Source organism: Komagataeibacter europaeus LMG 18890, assembly GCF_000285295.1.
Taxonomy (GTDB): domain Bacteria; phylum Pseudomonadota; class Alphaproteobacteria; order Acetobacterales; family Acetobacteraceae; genus Komagataeibacter; species Komagataeibacter europaeus.
On record NZ_CADP01000002.1, the window covers coordinates 104,987 to 130,646 of the forward strand.

The 25,660-nt window shown below is 64.8% G+C and carries 21 protein-coding genes and 2 pseudogenes; 13 read left to right on the forward strand and 10 right to left on the reverse strand.

The annotated features are described in order from the left end of the window. The 5 genes and pseudogenes from GEU01_RS27705 to tsaD form a co-directional block, all read right to left on the reverse strand. Positions 1-721: pseudogene (locus GEU01_RS27705) on the reverse strand (MutS N-terminal domain-containing protein); the annotation flags it as partial. A gap of 59 nt (positions 722-780) precedes the next feature. Then, positions 781-2,343: a murein biosynthesis integral membrane protein MurJ gene (gene murJ / locus GEU01_RS02005; protein ID WP_019084736.1), complete on the reverse strand. Its 1,563-nt coding sequence runs from the start codon at positions 2,341-2,343 to the stop codon at positions 781-783. 36 nt (positions 2,344-2,379) lie between these two features. Continuing rightward, on the reverse strand, positions 2,380-2,865 hold the full coding sequence (locus tag GEU01_RS02010; RefSeq protein WP_010507681.1) for a glutathione peroxidase: 486 nt from the start codon (positions 2,863-2,865) through the stop codon (positions 2,380-2,382). 105 nt (positions 2,866-2,970) lie between these two features. Beyond that, positions 2,971-3,942: an NAD(P)H-dependent glycerol-3-phosphate dehydrogenase gene (locus GEU01_RS02015; RefSeq protein WP_019084737.1), complete on the reverse strand. Its 972-nt coding sequence runs from the start codon at positions 3,940-3,942 to the stop codon at positions 2,971-2,973. A 247-nt stretch (positions 3,943-4,189) separates the two neighbouring features. After that, positions 4,190-5,306, reverse strand: a pseudogene (tsaD, locus tag GEU01_RS22220) (tRNA (adenosine(37)-N6)-threonylcarbamoyltransferase complex transferase subunit TsaD). Positions 5,307-5,377: 71 nt separating this feature from the next. Between tsaD and hemC the strand changes: the two are divergent. Together hemC and GEU01_RS02030 are read left to right on the forward strand one after the other, a co-directional pair. Beyond that, the gene (hemC, locus tag GEU01_RS02025; protein WP_010507677.1) at positions 5,378-6,460 is read left to right on the forward strand and encodes a hydroxymethylbilane synthase; all 1,083 of its coding nucleotides are present in this window, start codon (positions 5,378-5,380) and stop codon (positions 6,458-6,460) included. After that, complete coding sequence (locus GEU01_RS02030; protein WP_019084738.1) at positions 6,447-7,190, forward strand: uroporphyrinogen-III synthase; 744 nt, start codon at positions 6,447-6,449, stop codon at positions 7,188-7,190. The genes hemC and GEU01_RS02030 overlap by 14 nt, the downstream gene beginning before the upstream one ends. A gap of 166 nt (positions 7,191-7,356) precedes the next feature. On the opposite strand, the gene secB is transcribed toward GEU01_RS02030, so the two are convergent. Further along, positions 7,357-7,878: a protein-export chaperone SecB gene (gene secB, locus GEU01_RS02035; protein WP_010507675.1), complete on the reverse strand. Its 522-nt coding sequence runs from the start codon at positions 7,876-7,878 to the stop codon at positions 7,357-7,359. 204 nt (positions 7,879-8,082) lie between these two features. On the opposite strand from secB, the gene GEU01_RS02040 reads away from it, so the two are divergent. From GEU01_RS02040 to GEU01_RS02060, 5 genes are all read left to right on the forward strand, one after another. Beyond that, a complete protein-coding gene (locus GEU01_RS02040; RefSeq protein WP_026018418.1) occupies positions 8,083-8,769 on the forward strand; it encodes a Tim44/TimA family putative adaptor protein in 687 nt (228 codons plus the stop codon). A 56-nt stretch (positions 8,770-8,825) separates the two neighbouring features. After that, positions 8,826-10,052, forward strand: a complete 1,227-nt coding sequence (gene mltA / locus GEU01_RS02045; protein WP_019084739.1) for a murein transglycosylase A — start codon at positions 8,826-8,828, stop codon at positions 10,050-10,052. A gap of 35 nt (positions 10,053-10,087) precedes the next feature. Continuing rightward, a complete protein-coding gene (locus GEU01_RS02050; RefSeq protein WP_019084740.1) occupies positions 10,088-10,978 on the forward strand; it encodes a DNA-methyltransferase in 891 nt (296 codons plus the stop codon). Positions 10,979-11,060: 82 nt separating this feature from the next. After that, positions 11,061-12,473, forward strand: coding sequence for a cytochrome-c peroxidase (locus GEU01_RS02055; RefSeq protein WP_026018419.1), 1,413 nt, complete (start codon positions 11,061-11,063; stop codon positions 12,471-12,473). A 146-nt stretch (positions 12,474-12,619) separates the two neighbouring features. Beyond that, positions 12,620-13,231, forward strand: a complete 612-nt coding sequence (locus GEU01_RS02060; RefSeq protein ID WP_010507670.1) for a Smr/MutS family protein — start codon at positions 12,620-12,622, stop codon at positions 13,229-13,231. A gap of 26 nt (positions 13,232-13,257) precedes the next feature. Here GEU01_RS02060 and GEU01_RS02065 read toward each other — a convergent pair whose 3' ends face one another. After that, complete coding sequence (locus tag GEU01_RS02065) at positions 13,258-14,349, reverse strand: hypothetical protein (RefSeq protein ID WP_019084742.1); 1,092 nt, start codon at positions 14,347-14,349, stop codon at positions 13,258-13,260. A 99-nt stretch (positions 14,350-14,448) separates the two neighbouring features. Continuing rightward, positions 14,449-15,357, reverse strand: a complete 909-nt coding sequence (gene hemF, locus GEU01_RS02070; RefSeq protein WP_010507667.1) for an oxygen-dependent coproporphyrinogen oxidase — start codon at positions 15,355-15,357, stop codon at positions 14,449-14,451. Between the two features lie 175 nt (positions 15,358-15,532). On the opposite strand from hemF, the gene GEU01_RS02075 reads away from it, so the two are divergent. After that, a complete protein-coding gene (locus tag GEU01_RS02075; RefSeq protein ID WP_019084743.1) occupies positions 15,533-16,354 on the forward strand; it encodes a cytochrome c1 in 822 nt (273 codons plus the stop codon). Beyond that, entirely contained in the window at positions 16,344-17,249 is a 906-nt protein-coding gene (locus GEU01_RS02080) for an S-methyl-5'-thioadenosine phosphorylase (RefSeq protein WP_019084744.1), read from the forward strand. The genes GEU01_RS02075 and GEU01_RS02080 overlap by 11 nt, the downstream gene beginning before the upstream one ends. Before the next feature lie 109 nt (positions 17,250-17,358). Here the strand turns inward: GEU01_RS02080 and GEU01_RS02085 are convergent, their stop codons facing one another. Then, on the reverse strand, positions 17,359-17,964 hold the full coding sequence (locus tag GEU01_RS02085) for a dienelactone hydrolase family protein (protein WP_019084745.1): 606 nt from the start codon (positions 17,962-17,964) through the stop codon (positions 17,359-17,361). A 478-nt stretch (positions 17,965-18,442) separates the two neighbouring features. Between GEU01_RS02085 and groES the strand changes: the two genes are divergently transcribed. The 3 genes from groES (at position 18,443) to GEU01_RS02100 (ending at position 20,934) form a co-directional block, all read left to right on the forward strand. Beyond that, positions 18,443-18,733 (forward strand): co-chaperone GroES, encoded by a 291-nt coding sequence (gene groES, locus GEU01_RS02090; RefSeq protein ID WP_010507662.1) that lies wholly within the window; start codon positions 18,443-18,445, stop codon positions 18,731-18,733. A gap of 62 nt (positions 18,734-18,795) precedes the next feature. Continuing rightward, the gene (gene groL / locus GEU01_RS02095) at positions 18,796-20,436 is read left to right on the forward strand and encodes a chaperonin GroEL (RefSeq protein WP_019084746.1); all 1,641 of its coding nucleotides are present in this window, start codon (positions 18,796-18,798) and stop codon (positions 20,434-20,436) included. 294 nt (positions 20,437-20,730) lie between these two features. Further along, positions 20,731-20,934, forward strand: a complete 204-nt coding sequence (locus tag GEU01_RS02100; protein WP_010507660.1) for a cold-shock protein — start codon at positions 20,731-20,733, stop codon at positions 20,932-20,934. A 41-nt stretch (positions 20,935-20,975) separates the two neighbouring features. Here the strand turns inward: GEU01_RS02100 and GEU01_RS02105 are convergent, their stop codons facing one another. Beyond that, the gene (locus GEU01_RS02105) at positions 20,976-23,915 is read right to left on the reverse strand and encodes an ATP-dependent DNA helicase (protein WP_019084747.1); all 2,940 of its coding nucleotides are present in this window, start codon (positions 23,913-23,915) and stop codon (positions 20,976-20,978) included. Positions 23,916-24,047: 132 nt separating this feature from the next. Here GEU01_RS02105 and GEU01_RS02110 point away from each other — a divergent pair, with 132 nt between their 5' ends. Further along, a complete protein-coding gene (locus GEU01_RS02110; RefSeq protein WP_019084748.1) occupies positions 24,048-25,655 on the forward strand; it encodes a lysine--tRNA ligase in 1,608 nt (535 codons plus the stop codon). Positions 25,656-25,660 lie beyond the last annotated feature (5 nt).

Genomic DNA, 25,660 nt, shown 5'->3' on the forward strand with positions numbered 1-25,660 from the left:
CCGCCGCAGCCGCCATGACTTGCGCGTCGCTGAAGGTGCCAAAGGCGTCAAGGCTGGCCACGCCAAACGCCTCGGCCATGCGCTGGCGGGCGGCATCCGCGCTGGCGGGCGGGACGATGGTGGTGCGCCGGGCCGCGAAATCACCCAGTTCCACGTTATCCGCGCACAGGATTTCCGCCGGGTCCAGACGGCCCAGCAGGTCGTTCAGGTCACGCGCGGGAACAGCGGCGGTTTCAAACAGGCCGGTGGAAATGTCGATCCACGCAAGGCCGGGATAGTTGGCGTCGCGCCCGGTGGGGCAGACGATGGCGGCCAGCAGGTTCTGCCGTCCCGCCTCCAGCAGTTCATCTTCGGTCAGGGTGCCCGGCGTGATCAGGCGCACGACCTCGCGCCGCAGCGGCCCCTTGGATGCGGGGCGTCCCTTGCGGGGCTGTTCGGTCTGTTCGGCCACCGAGACACGGAACCCGCGCCGGATCAGCCGTGCCAGATAGGCCTGCGCCGCATGCACCGGCACCCCGCACATGGCGATGGGTTCGCCCCCATGCGTGCCGCGCGCGGTCAGCGATATGTCCAGCGCCGCCGCCGCTGCTTCCGCATCATTGAAAAACAGTTCGTAGAAATCCCCCATCCTGAAGAACAGCAGGGCGTCGGGGTGTTCGGCTTTCAGCGCAAACCACTGCGCCATGGCGGGTGTGGCACCCTCGGGGGATGGGAATGTCATGTCCGGTGTCTAGCGGCGGGATGGGGGATACGCCAGTGCGGATTCATGGCCCCTGTTCCCTATGCCGTCCGGTTGCGGCGCAGGCGGCGGCTGATCGCGGCCATGGCCTGGCGCATGTCCGCAATCCCCAGGACCTGCAGCGCCAGCAGGTAGATGCCCACGCCCAGCGTGACCATCGCGCCCACATCCACGATCCGCATGACCGCGCCTGCCTGCATGGCATCGCCCAGCGGCGTATGGCCCAGCATGAGCAGCCCCATCGCCATCATCACCGCGCACCCCGTCATGCCCGCCAGTTGCCGGATCAGGGTCGGGTCGGGCACCAGCGCGCCGCGCCGCAGCAGCAGGAACGCCAGCACCCCCGCATTGACCATCGCCGCAAGGCTGCTGGCCAGTGGCGGGCCGATATGGGCCAGCCAGTGCATGAAGCTTATGTTCAGGATGAAATTCAGCACCAGCGTGCCCATGCCCACCAGCACCGGCGTGCGCGTATCCCCGCGCGCGAAGAACCCCGGCGAGAGCACCTTGACCAGCACGAAGGCGGGCAGCCCCAGCGCATAGGCCCGCAGCGACTGCGCCGACAGCACCGCGTCATGCGCCGAAAAATGCCCATGCCCGAACAGCGCCATCATGACGGGCGCCGCAATGACCAGCAGTCCCGCCGCCGCCGGCAGCGTCAGGATCAGGGCGTAGGAAATGGCCCGGTTCTGGATATGGTGCGCCCCGTCGAGGTCATCCGCCGCAAGGTGGCGTGTCAGCACCGGCAGCAGCGTGGTGCCCGCCGCCGCCCCCAGCACGCCCAGCGGCAGCTGGTTCACCCGGTCGGCAAAATACATGAGCGAGACACTGCCCGCAGGCAGCAGGGTGGCGATGATGGTATCGACCAGGAAGTTGATCTGCGTGATCCCGCTGCCCACCAGCCCCACGCCCATGCGCGCCAGCAGCGTGCGGATGCGCGGCGTAAGGCAGGGCGTGACCAGGCGCAGGCGCATCCCCGCGCGGCCCGCGGCATACAGCAGGATGCCGAACTGCACCACGCCCGACGCGGTCACCCCCCATGCGGCGGCATGAGCGACATCACCCGCAAGCGGCGGCAGGATGAGGATGGCGGCAATGCCGATGACGTTGAAGCTGACATAGGCCGCCGCCGCCACGCCAAAATGGTGCATGCCGTTCAGCACGCCGGAAACCAGCGCCGCCCCGCAGATCATCAGCAGGTAGGGGAATGTGATGCGGCTGAGGGATATGGCCAGCGTGTCCCGCACGTCACCATGCGTGAACCCGGGTGCTATCAGGCGCAGCACGCCGGGCATGAAGATTTCCCCCAGCACCGTCAGCAGCAGCAGCCATGACAGCAGGACGCTCATCGTCTCGCTGGCGAACTGGCGCGCGGTGTCTTTCCCCTCGCGTTCCAGCAGGGCGGAAAACAGTGGCACGAAGGCGGCGTTCAGCGCGCCCTCGCCAAACAGGCGGCGGAACATGTTGGGCAGGCGGAAGGCGATCTGGTACGCATCCTGCGCCGCCCCCGTCCCCAGCAGGGCCGCAAGCAGCTGGTCGCGCACCAGCCCCAGCACGCGGCTGATCATGGTCCAGCCGCTGACGGTCAGGAAACCCTTCAGCATCGTGTCAGCATGACGCGCGCGGGCATGATGGGGGCATCAGTGATCCATCACCGCCCGTTCGACCGCCATGCGCACGCGCCGCGATTCGGGCGATGTGACGGAGGTGAACCAGTTGACCAGCTGCCCGTCGCGTCCGATCAGGTATTTGTAGAAATTCCAGCGCGGCAGCGACAGGAACCCGCCCTCACGCGCCAGCCACCGGAACAGCGGGATCGCCTGCGGTCCCTTCACATGACTCTTGGCGGTCAGGGGAAAGGTGACGTTGTAGTTGCGCTGGCAGAAGGTGGTGATCTGTTCGGGCGTGCCCGGCTCCTGGTTGCCGAAATCACTTGATGGCACGCCAATCACCATCAGGTCATGGCTGCGCCATGTGGTCCACAGGCTCTGCAACCCTTCGTACTGCGGCGTGAACCCGCATTTGGACGCCGTATTGGCGATCAGGATAGGCTTGCCCCGCAATTTGGACAGGTCGATGTCGGGACCATTCAGGGCAGGCAGGACAAAGTCATAGATCGTGGTCATGGGAATGCTCGGTTTCATAAGCGCGCCGGAGTAACCGGATTGCCGGGTCACATGCCGGGGGTCAAGCCGCCTGTTTGCAGATGTGGGATGTGGCGCAGGGTCCGGTCAGGCAAATTCATGTCCGACCGGGCGTGACAGCAGCAGCTGGCTGGCGTCATCAATGTCGATCGTGCCCGCCAGCAGGCTGGTGACGGTGGCGATGACCGGCGTGCCGGCGCCATGCTGGCGGGCAAGCTGCAGCAGTGCCGGGGCGGTCGCCCGGCCTTCGGCCACGCCCTCCAGCGCATCCGCCGCCTGCTGCGCGGGGGTGCCCTGCCCAATGGCCAGCCCAAGGCGGTAATTGCGTGACGCGGCACCGGTGCAGGTCAGCAGCAGGTCCCCGATTCCCGCAAGGCCCGACAGGGTTTCGGGCCGCCCGCCCAGCGCGTGGGACAGGCGCGACAGTTCGGCAATGCTGCGGGTAATCAGCGCCGCGCGGGCATTTTCCCCCAGCTTCGCCCCCATGGTGGCCCCCGCGGCGATGGCCACCACGTTCTTGGCGGCCCCCCCCAGTTGCACACCCGTCGGGTCGTCACTGGCATACAGCCGGAAGGCGGCCGTGGTCAGCAGGTCCGCCAGCCTGCGGGCCTGCGTGCGATCCGCACTGGCCAGCACGGCGGCGGCGGGCAGGCCGGCTGCGATTTCATGCGCGAAATTGGGGCCGGACAGGACCCCCAGCACGCTGTGGGGAAATATTTCCTCCAGCACCTGCAGCGGCATGAGGCCGGTCGCCTGTTCGATCCCCTTGCAGCACGCGATCAGCGGCGCGCAGGGCGGCACGGTGCGGGCGGTGGCGCGCAGGTGCTGCATGGGACAGGCCAGCAGGATCAGGTCGGCCTGACGCGGCATGACGTCACTTACGGTAATGCTGGATGGCAGGGCGTAGCCGGGCAGGCGGGGCATGACGCGGCCTGCCGACATGGCGGCGGGATTGCGTGCCCACAGGCTGACTTCGGCGCCCGCGCGCGCGGCCTGCAGCGCCAGCGCCGTCCCCCATGCGCCTGCGCCGATCACGGCAATCCGTGCGGTATGGGTCATCCGTTTGTTCCCCGACGGTTATGTGCCGTATCCGGCATCTTTGTTGTTTGCTTATCAGCCTGCTAACAAAACGGCCTGCAAATCATAAAGAAGTTTTTGGTGAAGCTTTTTTCAAAAAGCTGCCCGAAACGCCGCCTTTATTGAAAAAAGATGCCATCCGGAAATTTTTGTCTTTTCTTATCAAAAGGTTACTTTCAGATGGGCCTCCTGACCGCAAGGGCCGTCCCGACGCGTGGGGCGCATGCGATCAGGCGGGCAGGCTGTCCGCATCCGCCCTCATGCGCTGCGCCATTTCCGACAGCGGCCAGCGCGGGCGCGGACGCATGGCGATGTCATTGGGTATGGGCAGGCCCAAGGCCGCGCGTGCGCGCATGGTCTCGATCGCGGCCCATGCCACCATGACCGCATTGTCCGTGCACAGCCGCAGCGGCGGGGCGGCAAAGGGCAGGCCATGCGCCGTGGCGAATTCCTGCAGCCGTGCGCGCAGGACGCCATTGGCGGCCACCCCGCCNCGCCACGACCAGCGTGGTCGGGCGTTCCATCATGTCCAGCGCGTGACCAAGGCGGTCGATCACGATGTCGCTGACCGCCTGCTGGAAGCTTGCAGCGATATCGGCGGCCTGCTGCCGGGGCAGGGCGGCGCGGACCTCGGTCGGCAGTTTCTGCGCCACGGCGGTCTTGAGGCCGGAGAAGGAAAAATCACATCCCGGCCGCCCCATGAGCGGGCGCGGCAGGGGCACGGCATGCGGGTCGCCCTCACGCGCAAGCTGTTCCACTGCCGGGCCACCGGGCCAGCCAAGGCCAAGCATCTTGGCCACCTTGTCGAAGGCTTCGCCCGCCGCGTCGTCAATCGTGCCGCCCAGCCTGCGGTAATGGCCGACCCCTTCCACCGCGATGCACTGGCAGTGCCCGCCCGATACCAGCAGCAGCAGGTAGGGAAACGGCGCGCCATTGCCGGCGACACCGGGCAGGCGCGCGGTCAGGGCGTGGGCTTCGATATGGTTGACGGCAATGAAGGGCCGGTCCAGCGCGATGGCCATGCCCTTGCCCATGTCGGCGCCCACGATCAGGCCGCCAATCAGTCCCGGCCCGCAGCTTGCGGCAATCGCACCCAGTTCATGGGGCTGCATGCCGGCTGCGCGCAGCGTGTCGCGCACCAGTGTGGGCAGCGCGCCAAGATGGGCGCGGGCGGCGATTTCGGGCACGACCCCGCCAAATGGCACATGGCCGGATTGCGATAATGTCGCTTCTGCCAGGATCTGGCCCCCTGTCGTAACGATCGCGCAGGCCGTGTCATCGCATGAAGATTCAATGGCCATAACGGGAGTTGGCAGATCGGGGCATGTCGGTTCGGTATGGGGCATGGCGTAATTTACAATCCGGATGTGCCGAATGTCATCTTTCCTTTATCGCGGTGCGGTAATAGACACGCGATATGGAGTCCGCAAAGCCATCAGCCCCGTTTCCATCGTCCGCGCTACAGAAAGTCGCGGCCGAGGCCGCTGCACGCCAGCGAAAGGAAGCCACACATCCCGAACCCCACCGCCGGCAGCTGCCGCTGAAGGTCGGGACGCGCGCTTCCCCGCTGGCGCTGGTGCAGACACGGGCGTTCCTGACGCTGCTGACCCGTTTCTGTCCCGTGCTGCGCGACATGGGCGCGTTCCAGGAACACCAGATCAGCACCACCGGCGATCAGGTGCAGAACCGCAAGCTGGCGGAAATTGGCGGCAAGGGCCTGTTCGCCAAGGAAATTCATGATGCGCTGCTGGATGGCCGGATCGATTTCGCCGTCCATAGCCTGAAGGATCTTGAAACCACGCTGCCGCCGGGGCTGGTGCTGGCCTGCACCCTCAAGCGCGAGGATGCGCGTGACGCCCTGATCCTTGGCCCGGGCTGTGGGGAGCCTGATCCTGCCGATCCATATGCGGTCCTGCCACACGGCGCGCTGGTGGGCTGTGCCTCCGTCCGGCGTCAGGCGCAGATGCTGCATGTGCGTCCCGACCTGAAATTCGGCCTGCTGCGTGGCAATGTGCAGACGCGGCTGGACAAGCTGGCGGCACGGCAGTGCGATGCAACGCTGCTGGCCTATGCCGGGCTGCGTCGCCTTGGTATGGAAGACCGTGCCGATGTGATCCTTGATCCCACCATCATGGTGCCTGCGGCGGGGCAGGGCATTGTCGGGGTCACGGTGCGCGAAAGCGATATCGAGTTGCGTGAACTGCTTTCCGCGATCGAGGATTACGAAGCGCGCGCCGTCGCCACGGCCGAACGCGCGCTGCTGGCGGAACTCGATGGTTCGTGCCGTACGCCGATCGGTGGCTATGCCCGCCTGATCCCGGTCGTGGCCGGTGGCGCGCCCGAACTGCACCTGACCGGCCTTGTCGCGCGTGAAGACGGGACCTTCCTGCTCAAGCGTTCGATCAGCGGCGCGCCGGCCGATGCCGCGCGTCTGGGCCGTGACCTTGGCCGTAGCCTGCGCGCCGACAGTCCCGCCGATATTTTTGTTGAACAGCCGTAACCTGTCTCCATCCCCCGCCCTGCGCGCGGGGGTGATCGTGACCCGCCCGCCGCCGGGGCTTGGCCCCACCATGGCGGCGGTGGCGGCGCGGGGGCTGCACCCCATTGCCGCCCCCATGCTGCATGTCAGGCAGCGCGCGCTTTCCATCGGCGCATTCCGTCCCGACGCCATCGTCCTGACCAGTGGGCAGGCCGTGGGCAGCCTGACCGACCCGCAACTGCATGATATTCCCTGTTACGTTGTGGGGGCCGCCACCGCGCGGCGCGCCCGTGCGGCGGGTTTTTCCCATGTCACCGCCGCATCCGGCACGGCGGATGAGCTGACGATGTTGTTGCAGGCCGTCATGCCGTCCGCGTCCCGGCTGCTGCTGGCGGTGGGGCAGGGTTATGGGCACGAAATGGCCGTGGCGCTGCGCGGGCAGGGATACCGGGTGCTGCGGCGCTGCGTTTATGCCGTGCGGCCTGCACCATGCCTGCCGCCGGATGCCGTCGCGGCCCTGCGGGCAGGGCAGGTGGCGGCAGTGATGTTCTATTCCACCCGCACGGCGGAAGCCTTCATCGCGGCCCTGACGCCCGCGCTTGCGCCCCTGCTGGCTGTGGTGGAGGCCATCGCCATGTCGGATGGGGTCGCGGCCGTCCTTGGCGCGGGTGTGCGCTGGCATGGCCTGCGCGTGGCCGATCGTCCGGACCAGGACGCCATGCTGGCCTGCCTGCCCCATGGTGGTGTCTGAACCCGGTAATGAAAAAGGCCGGGAGCATATGCCCCCGGCCCGTTCATTAGAGACCGTTTCAAAAGTCCCGCAGAGTGACAGGGACGTTTCCGGTGAAGCTTTTTTCAAAAAAAGCGGCGCCAGAAACGTTTCCTATCAATGACTTATCCTGAAACAGCCTCTGGTATCAGGCGTGGCCAGGCGTCTGGTCGAAGGAGTTGCGCTTGGCCTGCCACAGCGCCACGAAGTCGATCGGCTGCAGCACCACGGGCGGGAACCCGCCATCGCGCGTGACTTCACTGAGGATGTTGCGCACATACGGGAAGATCAGGCGCGGCACTTCCACCAGCAGGATCGGCTCGATCAGTTCGGCCGGCGGGTTGTTCAGGGTCGCGATCGCGGCATAAGACAGTTCGGCAATGAAGACCGGGCGACCGGCGGGGCCACCTTCCTGCTGCGGGGCTTCGCTGGCTTCGGCCTTTACGGTCAGGACCACCTCGAACACCGGCTGTTCCTGTTCCAGCCGGTTGGCCTGCACGTCGATGTTGACCGAAATCTGCGGGTTCGTGCGCAGGGTTGCGAAGATTTCCGCGCCAGCGGGCACTTCAAACGAAAGGTCCTTGATATACTGCAGGTTGATCGCCAGCGGCAGCGCCGGGGGGGCGCTCTGGCCGTTTTCAGGGGTGGGCGGCTGAGTCGTGTCGGACATGCTTGTCTGTATTCCCCAGAAGATATGCGGAAAAAAGAAATGAATACCGTATTCTCTGGCCGTAGCATGGGTCTGCGGGCGATGCCATACCAGCTGTCGGAATTTTAACGGTCCTTGCGCATTGTGCTGGCTCCGGCCGTTGCCTATGTTGTTGCGCAGGGTAATCTGGGCAGGGGACCCGCCTGCATTATGGACGCGCGCGGCATGAATTTTTCTTTTGGTCATTTTCCGCTGGATCTGATTGTTCTGGGGCTGGTGGCTGTATTCCTTGTTCTGCGACTGCGCAGCATTCTTGGCCGCCGGGTTGGTGCGGAACCGGCCCCGCGCCCCATGGCGCCGCCGCCCATGGCCGCGAATGTCGTGGAACAGAAGCCCGAACCGCCGCCGCCAGCCATCAACTATGACATTCCCACACCCGATACACGGGTGGGTGGCGTGCTGGCCCGTATCGGCGCGCTCCAGCCCGGTTTCACCCCGCAGGATTTTGCAAGGGGAACCGAGGCCGCCTTCCGCCAGATTGTCGGCGCGTACGCGGCGGGCGACCTGAACGTGCTGCGCCAGCACCTGACGGCCGCGACGTTTTCCGCTTTCGAGGCCGCGATCCAGTCCCGCCAGCAGGCAGGCGAAGTCCTGCGCAGCGAAATCAGGGATATTACCGATATCGCCATCATCGGCGCGGACATTGACGAGACGACCGGCCCGCACCCGCTGGCCCGGATCGAGGTACGGATCGTGTCCGACCAGATCAGCCTGACCGTGGACAGCAACGGCCAGCCCGTGGCCGGTGTCGATGCCGTGACGGAATTTTCGGATCTGTGGACGTTCGAGCGTCTGCTGGGCGTCAACACCGATGGTGCGGGCTGGCGTCTGGGGGCCAGTCGCAGCGCCTAGGTCACCGTGCCATAATTTTTCGATAAATCCGTGATCAGTCTGTGTGTATGAAAGTAATGAAGCGTCTGGCGCCGTTGTGCGCCGTTCTCACCTTATGCGGATGTCATATCGGGGAAGCCCCCAATCTCGGGGCGCCCCAGGCCCCACGGGGACATCATAAATCAAGCCATGCCCGGCCCGTTTCCTTCAATGCCCTGCCGGGATGGAAGGATGATGCGCTGGAAGATGCCCTGCCGGTTTTCCTGCAGGACTGCCATCAGGTCGGCAGCCTGCCTGCCGACAGTTCGCTGGGCGGCGCAGACATCGGTTATCCCGGACGGCAGGTTGGTGACTGGCAGGCCGCCTGTAACGCGGCGCGCAGCGTGCCCGCAGGTGATCGCGCCGCGGCACAGGCATTTTTTGAACAATGGTTCGTGCCCTATGCCCTGCCGGCGGGCAAACGGGCGGATGGCACGCTGTTCACCGGGTATTATGAACCCGAAATCCGTGGTTCCCTGCGTCGTGGTGGCATTTACCAGACGCCGGTCTATCGCCGCCCGCCCGATCTGGTGCGCGAACGCGACGCGCAGGGCAAGGTCGTGACCGGCCGCAGCCAGGATGGGCAGATCGTGCCATACTGGAGCCGCGCGCAGATTGACCGGGGCGAACTTGCGCATAAAAAGCTTGAACTGCTGTGGCTGGCGGATCCGGTTGATCTGTTCTTCCTGCAACTGCAGGGCGCGGGCAGGGTGCGCCTGCCCAATGACAAGGTGATCCGCCTTGGCTTTGATGGCCTGAATGGGCAGCCTTACGTGCCGCTGGGCCGCGTGATGGTGGCGCAGGGCCTGTTGGGCGCCGATGACGTGAGCATGGCGTCCATCCGTGGCTGGCTTGAGGCGAATCCGGACAAGGCGAGGGACATGATGGAACAGAACCCGAATTATGTCTTTTTCCGTGAACTGGATCAGGACGATACGCAGGCCGGTGCGCCGGGCGCGCTGGGTGTGGCGTTGACGCCGGGCCGTTCCATGGCGGTGGACCGGGATTTCATTCCGCTGGGCAGCCCGGTATGGGTGCAGGCGCAGGTGCCGGTGGATGGACATCCCGTGACATGGAACCGGCTTGATTTCGCGCAGGATCTGGGAACCGACATCAAGGGGCCCGACCGTGCCGACCTGTATATGGGATGGGGGCCGGAGGCGGCACAGGCGGCTGGCAACCTGCGTTCGACCGGGCAGATGATCGTACTGGTGCCCCGTGCCGCGGCCGAACCGGCAAAAAAGACACACAAGCCCACACACTAGATCCGCATGAGCGGAGTGAAGAGCGTAGTAGCATCATGACAGGGCGACCCCGCGCGGGGCAGGCTTGCGCACCCCAGACCCGCCTGCCGCGGACTGTCCGCTATACCGAGGGGCCGCACCTGCTGGTGCGCGGCGACTGCGTCCGGGCCATGCGCCGCATGGAACCCGACAGCGTGGACGTGGTCGTGACCTCGCCCCCATACAATATCGGCCTGAAATACCGCACGTACCGCGACCGGCTGGAGGAAGACGGCTATCTGGACTGGATGGTTGATGTCGCGCGTGAGGCGCGTCGCGTCATGCGTCCTGACGGGTCGTTCTTCCTCAATGTCGCCGGTTCCTCGGCACAGCCATGGCTGCCGTTTGAACTGATGGTCCGGCTGCGCGAACTGTTCGTGCTGCAGAACCATATCACCTGGGTCAAGTCGATTTCGGTGGGAACGGAAACGCATGGGCATTTCAAGCCGGTCAACAGCCACCGTTACCTTAACCGCAATCACGAACATCTGTTCCACCTGACGCGTACGGGCAATGTCGGGCTGAAACGCCTGGATATCGGCGTGCCCTACATGGACAAGTCCAATATCGTGCGCCGGGGCCACCGGCAGGACCGGCGCTGCCGGGGCGACACATGGTTCATCCCGTATGAAACCGTGCAGGGCAAGGCGCAGAAATTCCACCATCCCGGCACATTTCCCGTGCTGCTGCCACAGATGTGCATCCGCCTGCATGGCAAGGCCGCACCCGTGGTGCTGGACCCGTTCATGGGGACGGGCACCACGCTGGTCGCCGCCGTGCGCGAAGGGGGGCAGGGCATCGGAATCGACCTGGATACCATCTATGTCAATGTCGCGCGGCAAAGGGTACGGCAGGCCATGCAGGCGCAGGTGGATGGCGCGGCCGGGACAGATGATCGAAAACTTTGATGGTTTTCATTTAAACGATTATTTTGACAGATAATCCCTGAATCGGCCAGAAACCCACTCAAGCAAGGGACAGGGGGTATGGATGTCGGTTAAAACAGCAGTGGCAGGGTTGGTGGCCGCGGGTATCGTGGCGTACGGGGGAACGGTCGCCTACCTGACTCATTTCGATCATGCGGGCGCACCTGCGCCAGCGGGTGCAGGGGTGGACCCCACATCGGCGGCCGCACTGAATGTCATACGTGAGGCCCGGTGTGACTACTGCCACGCGGCCAAGGTCGACCTGCCGTTCTATTTCAGCCTGCCCGTGGCCAATACGTTGATGAGCCATGACCGGGACCAGGGGCTGCGGCATTTCCGTGTGGAACCGGTCATAAACGCCCTGCAGAACGGTGGCGTGCCCGATCAGGAACCGCTGGCCCGCATTGAGGAAGTCATCAATCAGAACCGCATGCCGCCCACGTTGTACCTGCTCATGCACTGGCATGCCCACCTGTCGGCGGCCCAGCGTGAAAGCATGCTGGCATGGATTGCGCAGGTGCGCCGCCAGCATTACGCGACACCGGGCGTTGCCGACCGCTTTGCCGCCGAACCGGTACAGCCCGTGCCCGAATCCGTGCCGGTGGACAGCCATAAGGTCGCGCTGGGCCAGCGCCTGTTCTTTGACCGCAAACTGTCCGGTGATGGCACGCTGAACTGCGCCAGCTGCCACAGCCTGCAGCATGGTGGCGTGGACGGGCTGGTCACCGCCACCGGCATTCATGGACAGAAGGGGCCGATCAATGTGCCCACCGTCTATGATGCGGTGTTCAACAAATGGCAGTTCTGGAACGGCCGCGCGGGCACGCTGGCGCAGCAGGCGGCCGGCCCGGTCATGAACCCGGTCGAGATGGGATCGCATGACTGGACATCGGTTGCGGCCCGCCTGCGTGAAGACCCGACCTACGGCCCGGATTTCCAGGCTGCGTATGGCAGCGACACGATTGATGAAAACACCATCACCGACGCCATTGGGGAGTATGAAAAGACGCTGGTGACGCCCGACAGCCGCTTTGACCAATATCTCAAGGGGGATGACGCGGCGCTGAACACACAGGAAAAGCACGGTTATGCGCTGTTCAAGCAGGTTGGCTGTTCAGGCTGCCATACCGGCTCGTCCATGGGTGGGCAGGCGTTCGAGCCGCTGGGGCTGGAAGGCAATTATTTCTCGGCCCGTGGCGGCAAGCTGACGGATGCGGACAAGGGACGCTTTGAAGTGACCCACGATCCCGCCGACATGGAACGTTTCAAGGTGCCCAACCTGCGCAATATCGCGCTGACCGGTCCCTATTTCCATGACGGCAGCATCAAGACGCTGGACGACGCGGTGCGTGACATGGCGCGTTACCAGACGCCCGACCATGACATTTCCAATCAGGACGTGGCGGATATCGTGGCGTTCCTCAATACGCTGACCGGGCGTTATCAGGGCGAGACCCTGCGGAATACAACGCCGTAACACGGTTCCTGTCCGTGCGGGAACGCAGGCCCTGCCGCCCATGCGGCAGGGTTTTTGCGCATGGGGCGATGCCTGAAAACATGGACCTGTCGGGCGGGGTATGATTCTATGGCTACGGACAGCGGCCCGGAGAAAGGAATCATACCGTGAGGCAGCGCAGACTGAACGAGGAGGAACAGGCCCTGTGGGCGGCCTTCGCGCATGGGATCGCGCCATTGCGGACCGCCCGGCAGGCAAAACCCGTCGCCCTGCCGCCAGAACCGCCCGCCATTCCCCCCACCATCCCGGCAAAACCCGGCATGAGCCGCGCCGCCATCATGCAACGGCTGACAGCGGGTGGCGTGCATGCGGTGCATGGCACCGCCAGCCACAGCCTGACCGTGCAGAAAGGCAGGGGCGGGGCGTTTGAAATCGGCGTTCGCAGGCCGGGACTGGATGACACAAGCTGGCGCGGGCTGGTCAGTGGAAAGCTGCGCCCGGCCCGCAGGCTGGACCTGCACGGGCAGGTGGCGCAGACGGCGTTTCACCGCCTGCATGGCTTCCTGATCCAGGCGCATGCGGACAATGTGCGCTGTGTCGAGATCATAACCGGGCTGGGCAGCGGCCATAATGGCGGCATCCTGCGCCGTGAACTGCCGTTCTGGCTGGGGCGTGGCGATCTGGGGCGGCTGATCCTTGCGGTCGTGCACCCGCATGCCGCCAATCAGGGCGCGGTGCGTGTGCTGTTGCGCCGGTCAGTGCGTGGCAACGGTTTGTGAAAGATTGTCTGAAACGGCTGGCGGTGTCAGCCCAGGCGCCATGTCGGCAGGTTCGCAGCCAGCCAGCGGCGTAGCGTCATGATGGTGGACGTATCCCCTGCCGCCAGCCGCAATGCCTCGGTCGCATCGGTGCCGGTCAGCAGGATACGGCCGGTATCCTGCGCCATGGTATGCACGGCGCTGTCGCGTATGGCCTGTGTCGTGGCCGCGCGCCACCGGGCCAGTGTCGCGGGTTGGGTCAGCATGGGCAGCACAAGGGCCAGATCCACGCCTGCCGCCGCCGCCAGCGGCTTCCATGCGGCGTAAAGCAGGCCATGCAGGGCGGAATGCGCATCCTGCTGCAGGCGGCTTTGCATGCTCATGACCTGCTGGTCGGACAGGGTAAGTGGGTTCGCCTGCGTGCCGAGGGTGAACAGGGCGGGAAAACCGGCCTGCGCCAGGCTGCTGACCAGTGCGGAGGTCTCGGGCGTGCCCAGCGGGTCGGTGATCTGTATGGTATCGACCTGGTTGTCGCGCAGGGCGGCTGCCGCGGCCTGTGGCGTGGCAAGTCCGGTGACGGGAATGGGACGCAGCCCGAACAGGCTCATGGCCAGTACGGTCGGCAGTTCAATGCCCGTCAGGGTCGATACGGCAATGCGTACGGGCCGGTCACGTATGAAGCTGCCCAGGCCGCGGTGCAGTTGCGCGCGCCCGATCACCACCGGCATCGTCGTGCTGAGCAGCAGGGGCACCCAGCGGCTGTAGTCGAAATGCGCGCGCGGGTCGCCACACAGGGAAGCGATAAGCGCCGAACCGGGTGCTGCCAGCGCCATCATGCCATCGGACGCGAACTGGGAATCGAACAGGTTGGCCCCGGTCACGCCGTCCTGTCCCACCGTATCACGCACCGGCAGGGGGGCGGGCAGACCCAGCCCCTGCGCCAGCGCGCCGGGCAGGACCGGCTTCCACCGGTCGGCCATGGCGCTCTGGTTTCCCGCCATCAGCAACCCGGGCCCGCCTGCCATGCCCGCGGGCATGGGCAGGCGCTCACGCGGGAGTTCGGACGCGGCCCCCCGCCGCATGGGCGCTGCCATCGCCCCACCAGCCAGCAGGGCCAGAAGGGCCCGTCGGCCGATCATGACCGTGCCCGCGCAGGCGCGGTCCCGTCCATCCGCATGGCGCGGCAGGGGATCGGGACAGGTCGGGACGGGAGGCGTGAGGCAGGCATGGGCCTATTCTTATGGCCAGTGGACTTCCGGGGGAAGACTCATGAGGATGGCTTCGGTATTTCCGCCGGTTTTCAGGCCAAAAATGGTGCCGCGGTCATGCAGCAGGTTGAACTCCACATACCGCCCGCGGCGGACAAGCTGCGCCTTGCGCTGTTCGGCGGTCCACGGTTCCATCATGCGGCTGCGCACGATGTCGGGATAGGTTTCCAGGAAACCCAGCCCCACATCGCGCGTGAAGGCGAAGTCGGCGTCAATGTCGCCGGTATTGAGGCGGTCATAGAAAATGCCGCCCAGGCCGCGCGCTTCATCACGGTGGGGCAGGTAGAAATACCGATCGCACCATTCCTTGAAACGCGGGTAATATTCCGGATCATGCTTTTCGCATGCCAGCCGGAAACCATCATGGAAACGGGCGGCGTCGCTGATGGCCTCGGCACTTTCGGGGAACATGGGCGTAATGTCGCCGCCGCCGCCAAACCATCCCTGCGTCGTGACGATCATGCGGGTGTTGAAATGGGCGGCGGGTACCAGCGGGCTGCACATATGGGCGACAAGGCTTATGCCCGTGGCGAAGAAACGTGGATCTTCCGACGCGCCGGGAATCGAGTCGCGAAAGCCGGGACTGAATTCCCCGCTGACGGTGGAAACGTTGACCCCCACCTTTTCAAATACGCGTCCGCGCATGAGGCTGATCACCCCGCCGCCGCCGGGCGTGCCGTCATCATTCGTGCGGTTCCATGGCGTGCGTTCGAAGCGGCCGGGCGCATCCTTGCCCGGCAGGGTCGGGCTGCCCTGTGCCACGGCGTCGTCCTCGATCTTTTCGAAGGCGTCACATATCCGGTCGCGCAGGTTTTCAAACCAGGCCCGGGCCGTGTCCTTCAGTCCATCGTGGGCAACTGGGGTGCGGGATGTTGTCATGGTTGTATCGTTCTGCCCGTTCTGGTCATTCGCAATGGGTATTACGGGTGCCCGTTTGTTCCGCTTATTGCAAGACGGGCGATTGCAAGACCCGTTACGCAACCGCTAGGAAGGGGGCACGCTTTTGGCGGGAACGCGAAAAGGAACACGTAATTGCGGCGGGAACGTAGCGGACATGCATGAACGGGGTCATCAGCAGGGCAATGCGCCATCTGCGCGTAATTTGTTGCGACGTGGCATGCTGCTGGCCTGTCTTGTCATCCCGACATCCATGGTCGGTGGCGGGGCAATGGCGCAGGCGCATGACTATCGTGAACCACCCCGGCAGGACTGGAGCTTCACCGGGCCGCTGGGCCATTTCGACATGGCGTCGGTCCAGCGCGGCTATACCGTTTACGCACAGGTCTGTTCCGCCTGTCATGGCATGAAATCGGTCACCTATGGCGACCTTGCGGGACTGGGCCTGAAGGAGGCGGACATCAACGCCATAGCCGGCGCGCACCGCGTCCCGGCGGGGGTGGACGCCAGTGGCCATCCGACCACGCGCCCGGCCAACATGGATGACCACCTGCTGTCGCCCTATCCAGACACGCACACGGCCGCCGCCGCCAACCATGGCGTGGTCCCCCCGGACCAGTCGCGGCTGGCGGTGGTGCATCCCGGCGGCGTGGACCGGATCTATGCCTTCCTGACCGGGTACGGACAGACACCGCCACCGGGCACGGTCGTGCCGCCGGGCCTGTTCTACAACCCCTATGCCGCGAACGGGCAGATCGCCATGCCGCCGCCGTTGTACGATGGCGCGATCACCTATCCCGACGGGACGCCCGCAACCGTGGCGCAGCAGGCGCGCGACGTCACCACCTTCCTGGCATGGGCTGCCAGCCCGCATCTGGTGGAACGCCACCGTACGGGTGTCGGGGCGGCCGTGTTCCTGCTGATCCTGCTTATTCTTTCCATCTGCCTGAAACGGAGAACGTGGTCCAATGTCCACTAAGCCTGCCACCGAAGAACAGATCGAGCCGGTGATCGGCCTGATCGGCGGTTCCGGCCTGTATGATATCGAAGGCCTTGAAGACAAGGAATGGCGCACGGTCGAAACCCCGTGGGGCAAGCCGTCCGACCAGCTTCTGTTCGGCAGGCTTGATGGCGTGCGCTGCGTGTTCCTGCCGCGTCATGGCCGGGGCCATCCGCTGCCGCCCTCGCGCCTGAACTACCGCGCCAATATCGACGCGCTGAAACGTTCGGGCGTGACCGATATCGTGTCGCTTTCGGCTGTCGGTTCGCTGAAGGAAGAACTGCCGCCGGGCCACTTCGTGGTGATCGACCAGTTCATCGACCGTTCGTTCGCGCGTGAAAAGAGCTTTTTCGACACGGGCTGCGTGGCCCATGTCGGCATGGCCGACCCGCTGTGCCCGCGTATTGGCGACGTGCTGGAAGGCCAGTGCCGGGAACTGGGGCTGGATGTGACCCGTGGTGGCACATACCTGGTCATGGAAGGCCCGCAGTTTTCCACCCGCGCAGAAAGCAACCTGTACCGTTCATGGGACTGTTCCGTGGTGGGCATGACCAACATGCCCGAAGCCAAGCTCGCCCGTGAAGCCGAGATCTGCTACGCCACCGTCGCCATGGTCACGGATTACGACTGCTGGCATGCCGATCATGACAGCGTGACGGTAGATGCCGTGGTCAAGGTCATGCAGGAAAACGCCAGCCGTGCCCGCGCCCTTGTCCGTTCGGTCATCCCGAAGCTGGGTGCGAAGCGTGGCCCCTGTTACGCCGGTTGTGACCGCGCGCTGGAACACGCCATCATCACCGCACCGGACAAGCGCGACCCGGCCCTGCTGAAAAAGCTGGAAGCCATTGCGGGCCGCGTGCTGAACCGGGTTTGACCTGAAAAAGCGCCCATGCCGGAAGGCACGGGCGTTTTTTTATGCGGGCAGATTACAGCCAGTGTTCAAAAAAGCTTAGCGTGCGCTGCATCGCCAGGGTTGCGGCGGCCTAGTTATAGGAAGGGCGGTCGGTGCAGCCAAAGCCGTGATCGGCGCCTTCATACGTGAAAATCTCGATATCCTCATGCGCGGCACGGATCGCGTCCACCTCATCGGCGGGGATATGCGCGTCTTCGGCGCCAAAATGCAGTTGCACGGGGCAGTTGGGCATCTGGTTACGGGTCTGGGCGATGCCGCCGCCGTACCATGCCACCGCCGCCGCGAACGCTTTGGTATGGCACGCCGCTTCCCATGCCAGCTTGCCGCCCCAGCAGAACCCGACAATCCCCTTCTTTTCCGTCGGGAGCATTTCCGCCGCGGCGACAAGGTCCTTCAGCGTGTCGGCCTGTGCAATCTCGCTGCGCAGTTTCAGGCCTTCGTGCATGCCGGCGTTGTCATAGGGCAGGATGGCGTCGCGCTTCACGCGGTCAAACAGGGCGGGGGCGATCGCCTGATACCCCTGTGCCGCAAAGGAATCGCATACGGCGCGGATATAGGGTGTAACCCCGAATATTTCCTGCACCACCACAACACAGCGCGCGGCATCCGGCCGACCAGCCCGGTAGGCGGAAAACGTATGTCCGTCCGCCGCTGTAACGGTGATGACTGCGCCCATGGCCTTTACTCCATTCGTTCCTTCGTTGCCCGCCACACAATGATGCCGTGTCCTGCCGCGTCAATATGAAACCCGCGTGATGAGACGGTTTATAAGAATTTTTTCCCTGTCGCGCCGGTCTGTAACGGGGCGGCAGCCAGCGTTCCGGCAGTCTCCTGACCGACGGTCGGGAATCGGTGCGCGCATTCATCATGCGCTGGGGTGACGGCTGGGCTTCCGCTTTTGACTGGGCTGCACTTCTTCAATCAATGCATTGATATTAAACAATAAAGTTTCGATATCCCGCTTTCTTGTCTGCGGGGTGCGAATTATGCGCGCCCAGTCCCGTTCCGCTTCTTGACACCCGTCGGGGGGCTTCCTATCTGGTTCTTAGCACTCTCATGAGGGGAGTGCTAACGCGATGCGGCCTGGCGCGCGCGCCAACCGGTGGCGTTGCTTGATTCAAGGGCGTTACCTTTTAAGAGATTTGGAGCGATCCATGACGAAATTTCGTCCCCTGCATGACCGTGTGGTCGTCCGTCGCCTCAAGAGCGAGGAAAAAACAGCAGGTGGTATCATCATCCCTGAGACCGCCAAGGAAAAGCCGATGGAAGGCGAGGTGATCTCGGTGGGCGCAGGTGCCCGTAACGAGCAGGGGCAGATCGTCCCCCTCGACGTGAAGGCGGGTGACCGCGTCCTGTTCGGCAAGTGGTCGGGCACGGAAGTGACGATCGACGGTGAAGAACTGCTGATCATGAAGGAAAGCGACATCATGGGCGTGGTCGCCTGACCCACCCGGTGCTTTCCTGACCGAGTAACCTTTTAGAACTTTCCATATCGGAGAAGAAGAAAATGGCAGCCAAGGACGTAAAGTTCGGCGGTGAAGCCCGCCAGCGCATGCTGCGTGGCGTGGACATTCTTGCAGACGCGGTAAAGGTGACGCTGGGCCCGAAGGGTCGCAACGTTGTCCTGGACAAGAGCTTCGGCGCACCGCGCATCACGAAGGACGGTGTCTCCGTCGCCAAGGAAATCGAACTGGCTGACAAGTTCGAGAACATGGGCGCGCAGATGGTCCGTGAGGTCGCATCCAAGACCAACGACATCGCAGGCGACGGCACCACCACGGCGACCGTGCTGGCGCAGGCCATCGTGCGTGAAGGTGCCAAGGCTGTTGCCGCCGGCATGAACCCGATGGACCTCAAGCGCGGCATCGACAAGGCGGTTGGCGTTGTCGTTGAAGAGCTGAAGAAGAACGCGAAGAAGATCACGACCCCGGCCGAGACGGCGCAGGTCGGCACGATTTCCGCCAATGGCGAGCATGAAATCGGCGAGATGATCTCCAAGGCGATGCAGAAGGTCGGCTCCGAGGGCGTCATCACGGTGGAAGAGGCCAAGGGCCTGCACACCGAACTGGACGTGGTCGAGGGCATGCAGTTCGATCGTGGCTACATCTCCCCGTATTTCGTGACGAATGCGGAAAAGATGACCGTCGATCTGGACAGCCCCTACATCCTGATCCACGAAAAGAAGCTGTCCTCGCTGCAGCCGATCCTGCCGCTGCTTGAAGCGGTCGTGCAGTCCGGCCGTCCGCTGCTGATCATCGCGGAAGACGTTGATGGCGAAGCGCTGGCGACCCTGGTGGTCAACAAGCTGCGTGGTGGCCTGAAGATCGCCGCCGTCAAGGCGCCGGGCTTCGGTGACCGTCGCAAGGCCATGCTGGAAGACATCGCGATCCTGACCGGTGGCCAGGTCATCAGCGAAGACCTCGGCATCAAGCTGGAAAGCGTGACGCTGGACATGCTGGGCACCGCGAAGAAGGTGCACATCGACAAGGAAAACACCACCATTGTCGAAGGCGCCGGCAACACGGACGGCATCAAGGGCCGCTGTGCGCAGATCCGCGCGCAGATCGAGGAAACGACCTCCGACTACGACCGTGAAAAGCTGCAGGAACGCCTGGCGAAGCTGGCAGGCGGCGTTGCCGTGATCCGCGTCGGTGGTTCCACCGAGATCGAGGTGAAGGAACGCAAGGACCGCGTTGACGACGCCCTGCACGCGACCCGTGCGGCGGTTGAGGAAGGCATCGTCCCCGGTGGCGGCACGGCACTGGCCCGCGCATCGACCAAGCTGGGTGGCCTGCACTTCCATAACGACGACCAGCGCGTCGGTGCGGACATCATCCGCAAGGCCCTGCAGGCTCCGCTGCGCCAGATCGCCCACAACGCGGGTGAAGATGGTGCGGTCATCGCTGGCAAGGTTCTGGAAAACGACACCTACACCTTTGGTTTCGATGCCCAGATCGGCGACTACAAGGACCTGGTGGAAGCCGGCATCATCGATCCGATGAAGGTTGTCCGCACGGCGCTGCAGGATGCGGCATCGGTTGCCGGCCTGCTGATCACCACCGAAGCGATGGTGGCCGAGCGTCCGGAAAAGAAGGCCCCCGCAATGCCGGAAGGTGGCATGGGTGGTATGGGCGGCATGGATTTCTGATCCGGCCGGGCATGTCACGGTCCCCGCGCAGGCGGGGACCGGCGCCACGAAAAGAAGGGGGAAGGGCCAGTGGCCTTTCCCCCTTTTTTTGTACACATGGCAGGGATGTGCGCGGCGGGCATGTCAGGATGATTTGACACGGGCGGTCATTTCATGCTGCCCCTAGGGAGCACGAACGACGTGAAAGTGGCAGGGTGTTTTCCGGATGCCCCGTTTTTTTCATGGCCGTAAAGGCACGCGCCCGGATTGCCGGTATTAGGACCGGCAAGGATGGCGCTGGAGAAGAGACTGGCTATGGCTACCGGAAAAGTAAAATGGTTCAACGCAACCAAGGGTTTTGGCTTCATCATGCCTGATGATGGCGGCAAGGACGTGTTTGTGCACATCACCGCGGTGCAGGCCGCCGGCCTGCGTGGCCTGAACGAGGATCAGGCGGTCAGCTACGACATCGCCATGGAACGTGGCAAGGCCGCCGCGACCAACCTCAAGGCGCTCTGACGTCCTGCCCCGTAGCGGGGCGGCCCATGGGGGAGCAGTGATCAGGAAAGCTGGTCCACGGATGTATCCTGCGCCTGCAGGAAGGCCGTGATCTCCCGCGCTGCGGCACTCAGGCCAAGGCGGCGGACCGCCACCCCTTCGGGGAAGGCGGACAGAAGGCGTGACGGGGTGCGCCTGTCCAGCAGGACAAATACACCCCTGTCCTGTCGGCTGCGGATCAGGCGCCCGAACGCCTGGCGCAGGCGCAGGCGGGCGATCCTGTCGTCATAACGCCCCGGCGCGCCACCAGACAGGTGAATGCGCCGTTCACGGTGCAGGATATCGGGACGCGGCCACGGCACGCGCTCGAACGCCACCAGACGCAGGGCATTGCCCGGCACGTCCACCCCATCACGCATCGCATCGGTTCCCAGCAGGCAGGCATTGCGCTCACTGCGCAGGATGTCCACCAGCGTTGCATTGTCCATCGGGTCCACATGCTGGGCAAACAGCGGCAGGCCCGCGGCCTCCAGCGGGGTTACGATGCGGCGATAGACTTCGCGCAGGCGCGATATGGCGGTAAACAGCCCCAGCGCGCCGCCGTTCGATGCCATGAACAGCGTGCGGTAGGCCCCCGCCAGCGCTGCCGGGTCATCATGCGCCACGTCGGTGATGATGAAGGCGCGACTCTGTTTCGCGTAATCGAACGGGCTGGGAAATGACGACCGGATCGCGGGGGATGGCAGGTGGATTGCGCCCGACCGGGCTTCGGCTGCGTCCCATGCGCGCTCGGCGCTATCGTTTTCCGTGTCCTCTCCCGTTTCGTCACGCAATGTGGCCGATGTGACCAGCACGCCATGGGCCGGGGCCGCCAGCACGCTGGCAAACGGAATGGTCGGGTCCAGCCAGTGGCGGTACAGGCCCACATCCCGCTCGCCGGGGTTCTGGCCCTCGCGCCGGTCCATGCGGATATAATCGATATATTGCGGGGTCTCGCCTTCTGGCGGCGGCGCGCCCGCCTGCATGGTGCCCAGCATGGCGCACCAGCCATCCACGCGTGACAGCGCCCGCCTGCGGATCGAGCGGATGGCGGCGGCAATCCGTTCGCGCATGGGGGTGTCCAGCCAGTCGGCTTCGGTTTCCAGCGCTTCATCCAGCCGCGCGATCAGGGTGCGCAGCGGTTCGGCCAGCCGTCGCAGCGCACGCTCCAGCCCCTGTGCCGCCGCATGCAGGGATTCGGGCATGGGGTGCAGGTCGCATTCGCTGTCGCTGCGGCGACCGCCCCCCTCGGGGCTGCCATGGGTGCGGGCCAGCACCTGCTGGCGCAATTCGTGCAACAGGACTTCGGACGGGTTGGACAGGGCGGGCTCACCCGCTTCCACTGGGGTATCGGCAGGGGCTGCCGTCCTGTTGCCGGGGTCGAGCGCGGCAAGGCGGGCGGACCATCCCGGCGCGGGCAGGGCGCGGGCAGCCATCAGCGCCGTATCCAGCGGTGTCTCGATACGGGGAATATGCACCAGCAGGTCTTCCAGCCTGCGCCGCAGGCCGCGTGCGCGTGACCGTGCGCCCTCGGCCCCCAGCAGCCACCGCCGCAGTTCTGCCGCCTCCAGCCCCGACAGTTCCAGGGCGAAGGCGCTGTCGGCGGCATCGGCGATATGATGTCCCTCATCCATGATGTAGCGGGTGGGGGTGTTGTCCTCGTTATTGGTGTCCGCGCCATCCATGGCGTGCCATGCCGCCTGTGACATGACCAGCGCATGGTTGGCGATCACCAGGTCCGCCGTGCGGGCGCGACGGATGGAGTGTTCGACCATGCACTGCTGGTAATGCGGGCACGCGCCGTGAATGCATTCGCCGCGCCGGTCAGCGATGCTGGTCAGCAGGCCGCGCCCGAACAGGTCCGCAAACCACCCCGGCAGGTCACCGCCAAACAGGTCGCCATCACGCGTATGCGCCGCCCACAGCGCCACAAGCGCCAGACCGATGAAGGACGCATTTCCCGCCTGCCCACGCGACAGCGCGATATTCACGCTTTCTTCCATGTTCAGCAGGCACAGGTAGTTCTCCCGTCCCTTGCGCACCACCACATGGCTGCGCCGGATGTCCGGGTCGGGATAGACGCGGGCCAGTTCCGATTCGATCTGGCGCTGCAGGTGGCGGGTATAGGTGCTGACCCATACGGCCCCGCCATTGCGCTGCGCCCAGATGCTGGCGGGGGCGACGTAGCCAAGGGTCTTGCCTGTTCCCGTTCCCGCTTCCGCCAGAACCATGTGCGGGTCGCCCTGCGTCGTGCGCGGGGCGAAGGCGCGTGCGGCAACGTGGCTGAAGGCTTCCTGTGCCGGGCGATGCTCCGCCCCTTCGCCAAGGATGGCGCGCAGGTTGGCGCGTGCTTCCTCCCCCGTGACCGGATGCGCGGCGGGTGCGGGGCGGGGGGCGGTTTCTTCCCATTTGGGCAGGCGCGTCCAGACCTTCAGCGCCTCGTTGGGCTGGATCATGCCTGCGGGCAACCCGCCGGCGGGGGACAGCCCCAGTGCAGCGCAGACCGATGGCCCCCATGCCCATCCGGCGCGGCGCATGCCCCAGGCCAGCGTGGCCTTTATGCTCCCTTCGGGCGTGTTGCGGCTGGCTGCGATCCGGCGCAGCAGTTCAAACACCAGATCGGGCAGCAGGTCGGCTTCCGGCGCGTCCAGCCTGGCTTCGGCAATGCCAAGTGCCGTTCCCAACCCGCGTGCGGTGGGCGGCGCGCTGTGGGCGGGCAGGGCGAAGGCGAACAGTTCCAGCAGGTCCAGCCACGGGCTGGGGCGTGGCGGCGGCGGCAGGTCCAGCCTGCGCGCGGTCGCGGGCGCATGGATGACCATGGGGGCCGGCCACTGGGGCAGTTCGCGCCGTATGTCGTCGGCCGACATGGACAGGATTTCCCCGTCCGGGGTCAGGACCGACCATGCGCCGTGCCGGGGAATGAGCGCCGGCGCACTGTCCGGCAGGGGCGGGGTGTCTGGCATGTCGGTAAATGATATAGGGTACGAGCGGACGAATGTCGCCCGTCGTGTGTCATGTCATTATTATTGCTGTACCCCCGGGTGTGGAATAGGATAGATTGACCCGCGCCCCTCCTGTCCATAGCTTGCCGGTCCATGTCAGAACAGCATCGTCCCCTTATCTCGCCCCTTCCCAAATCCTGGCCGTTTGAGGAGGCCGCCAAACTGTCCACGCATGTTGGCGCGCGTGATGTCACGACTGAACGGCCTGTCCTGCTGGAAACCGGCTATGGCCCGTCGGGGCTGCCCCATATCGGCACGTTTGGCGAGGTCGCGCGCACATCATGGGTGCGTCAGGCGTTCACGAAGCTGACCGGCCTGCCCACGCGGCTACTGGCGTTTTCCGATGACATGGACGCCCTGCGCAAGGTGCCGGACAACGTTCCCAATCAGGACATGCTGCGCCAGTATATAGGCAAGCCGCTTTCGCGCGTGCCCGATCCCTTTGGCACGCATGAATCCTTTGCCGCCCACAACAATGCCCGCCTGCGCTCCTTCCTCGACGGGTTCGGGTTTGAATACGAATTCGCATCCTCCACGCAGTATTACGAAGGCGGTCGCTTTGATGCGGCCCTGAAGCGCGTGCTGGAGGTGCATGACAAGATTGTGGCCGTGATCGCCCCGACACTGGGGGAGGAACGCCGCGCGACCTATTCCCCCGTGCTGCCCATCCACCCGCGCACCGGTCAGGTCATGCAGGTGAAGATGGACGCCATCGACCCCGTGGCGGGCACGGTGCGCTGGACCGATGAGGACGGCGAGACGTTCGAGACCCCGGTCACCGGCGGCCATGCCAAGATGCAGTGGAAGGCCGACTGGGCCATGCGCTGGTATGCGCTGGGTGTCGATTACGAAATGTCGGGCAAGGACCTGATCGACAGCGTGCGCCTGTCGGGCAAGATCTGCCGTATCCTGGGTGGCCAGCCGCCTGCGGGCCTGACGTATGAGCTGTTCCTTGACCAGAACGGCCAGAAGATTTCCAAGTCCAGGGGCAATGGCATCTCGGTCGAGGAATGGCTGCGCTACGCCCCGGCGGAAAGTCTTGGGCAGTACATGTTCAATGCGCCGCAGCGCGCCAAGCGCCTGTTCTTTGACGTGATCCCCAAGGCGACGGACGAATATCTGGCCCATGTGGCCAAGGCGAAAACGCTGGCGGTGGAAGATCCCGCCCTGCTGACCAACCCGGCATGGTTCATTCACAAGGGGGAAATCCCGGCGGATGCAGGCAGCCCGGTCACGTTTGGCATGCTGCTCAACCTCGCCTCTGTCGCCAATGCCGAGACGCCGGACGTGCTGTGGAAGTTCATCCAGCGTTATGATGCGAAGGCCACCCCCGAAAGCTGCCCCATGCTGGCGCGGCTGGTGGATCATGCCATCGTCTATTACGCTGATTTTGTCCGCCCGACGAAGCACTACCGTGCCCCCGACGCGCATGAACGCACGGCGCTGGCTGCCCTGGCCGAAGCCCTGCGCGGGCTGGAGGGGGAGGATGTCTCCCCCGATACCTGCCAGAACCTTGTGTTCGAGATCGGCAAGACCCATGGTTTCGAGCCGCTGCGGGCGTGGTTCGGCTGCCTGTATGAAGTGCTGCTGGGGCAGAAGGAAGGCCCGCGTTTCGGGATTTTCGTGGCGCTGTACGGGATCGCGGAAACCGTGGCCCTGATCGAGGCGGCGCTGACCCGTGGCGAAGGGGTCGTGGCCTAAGGGCC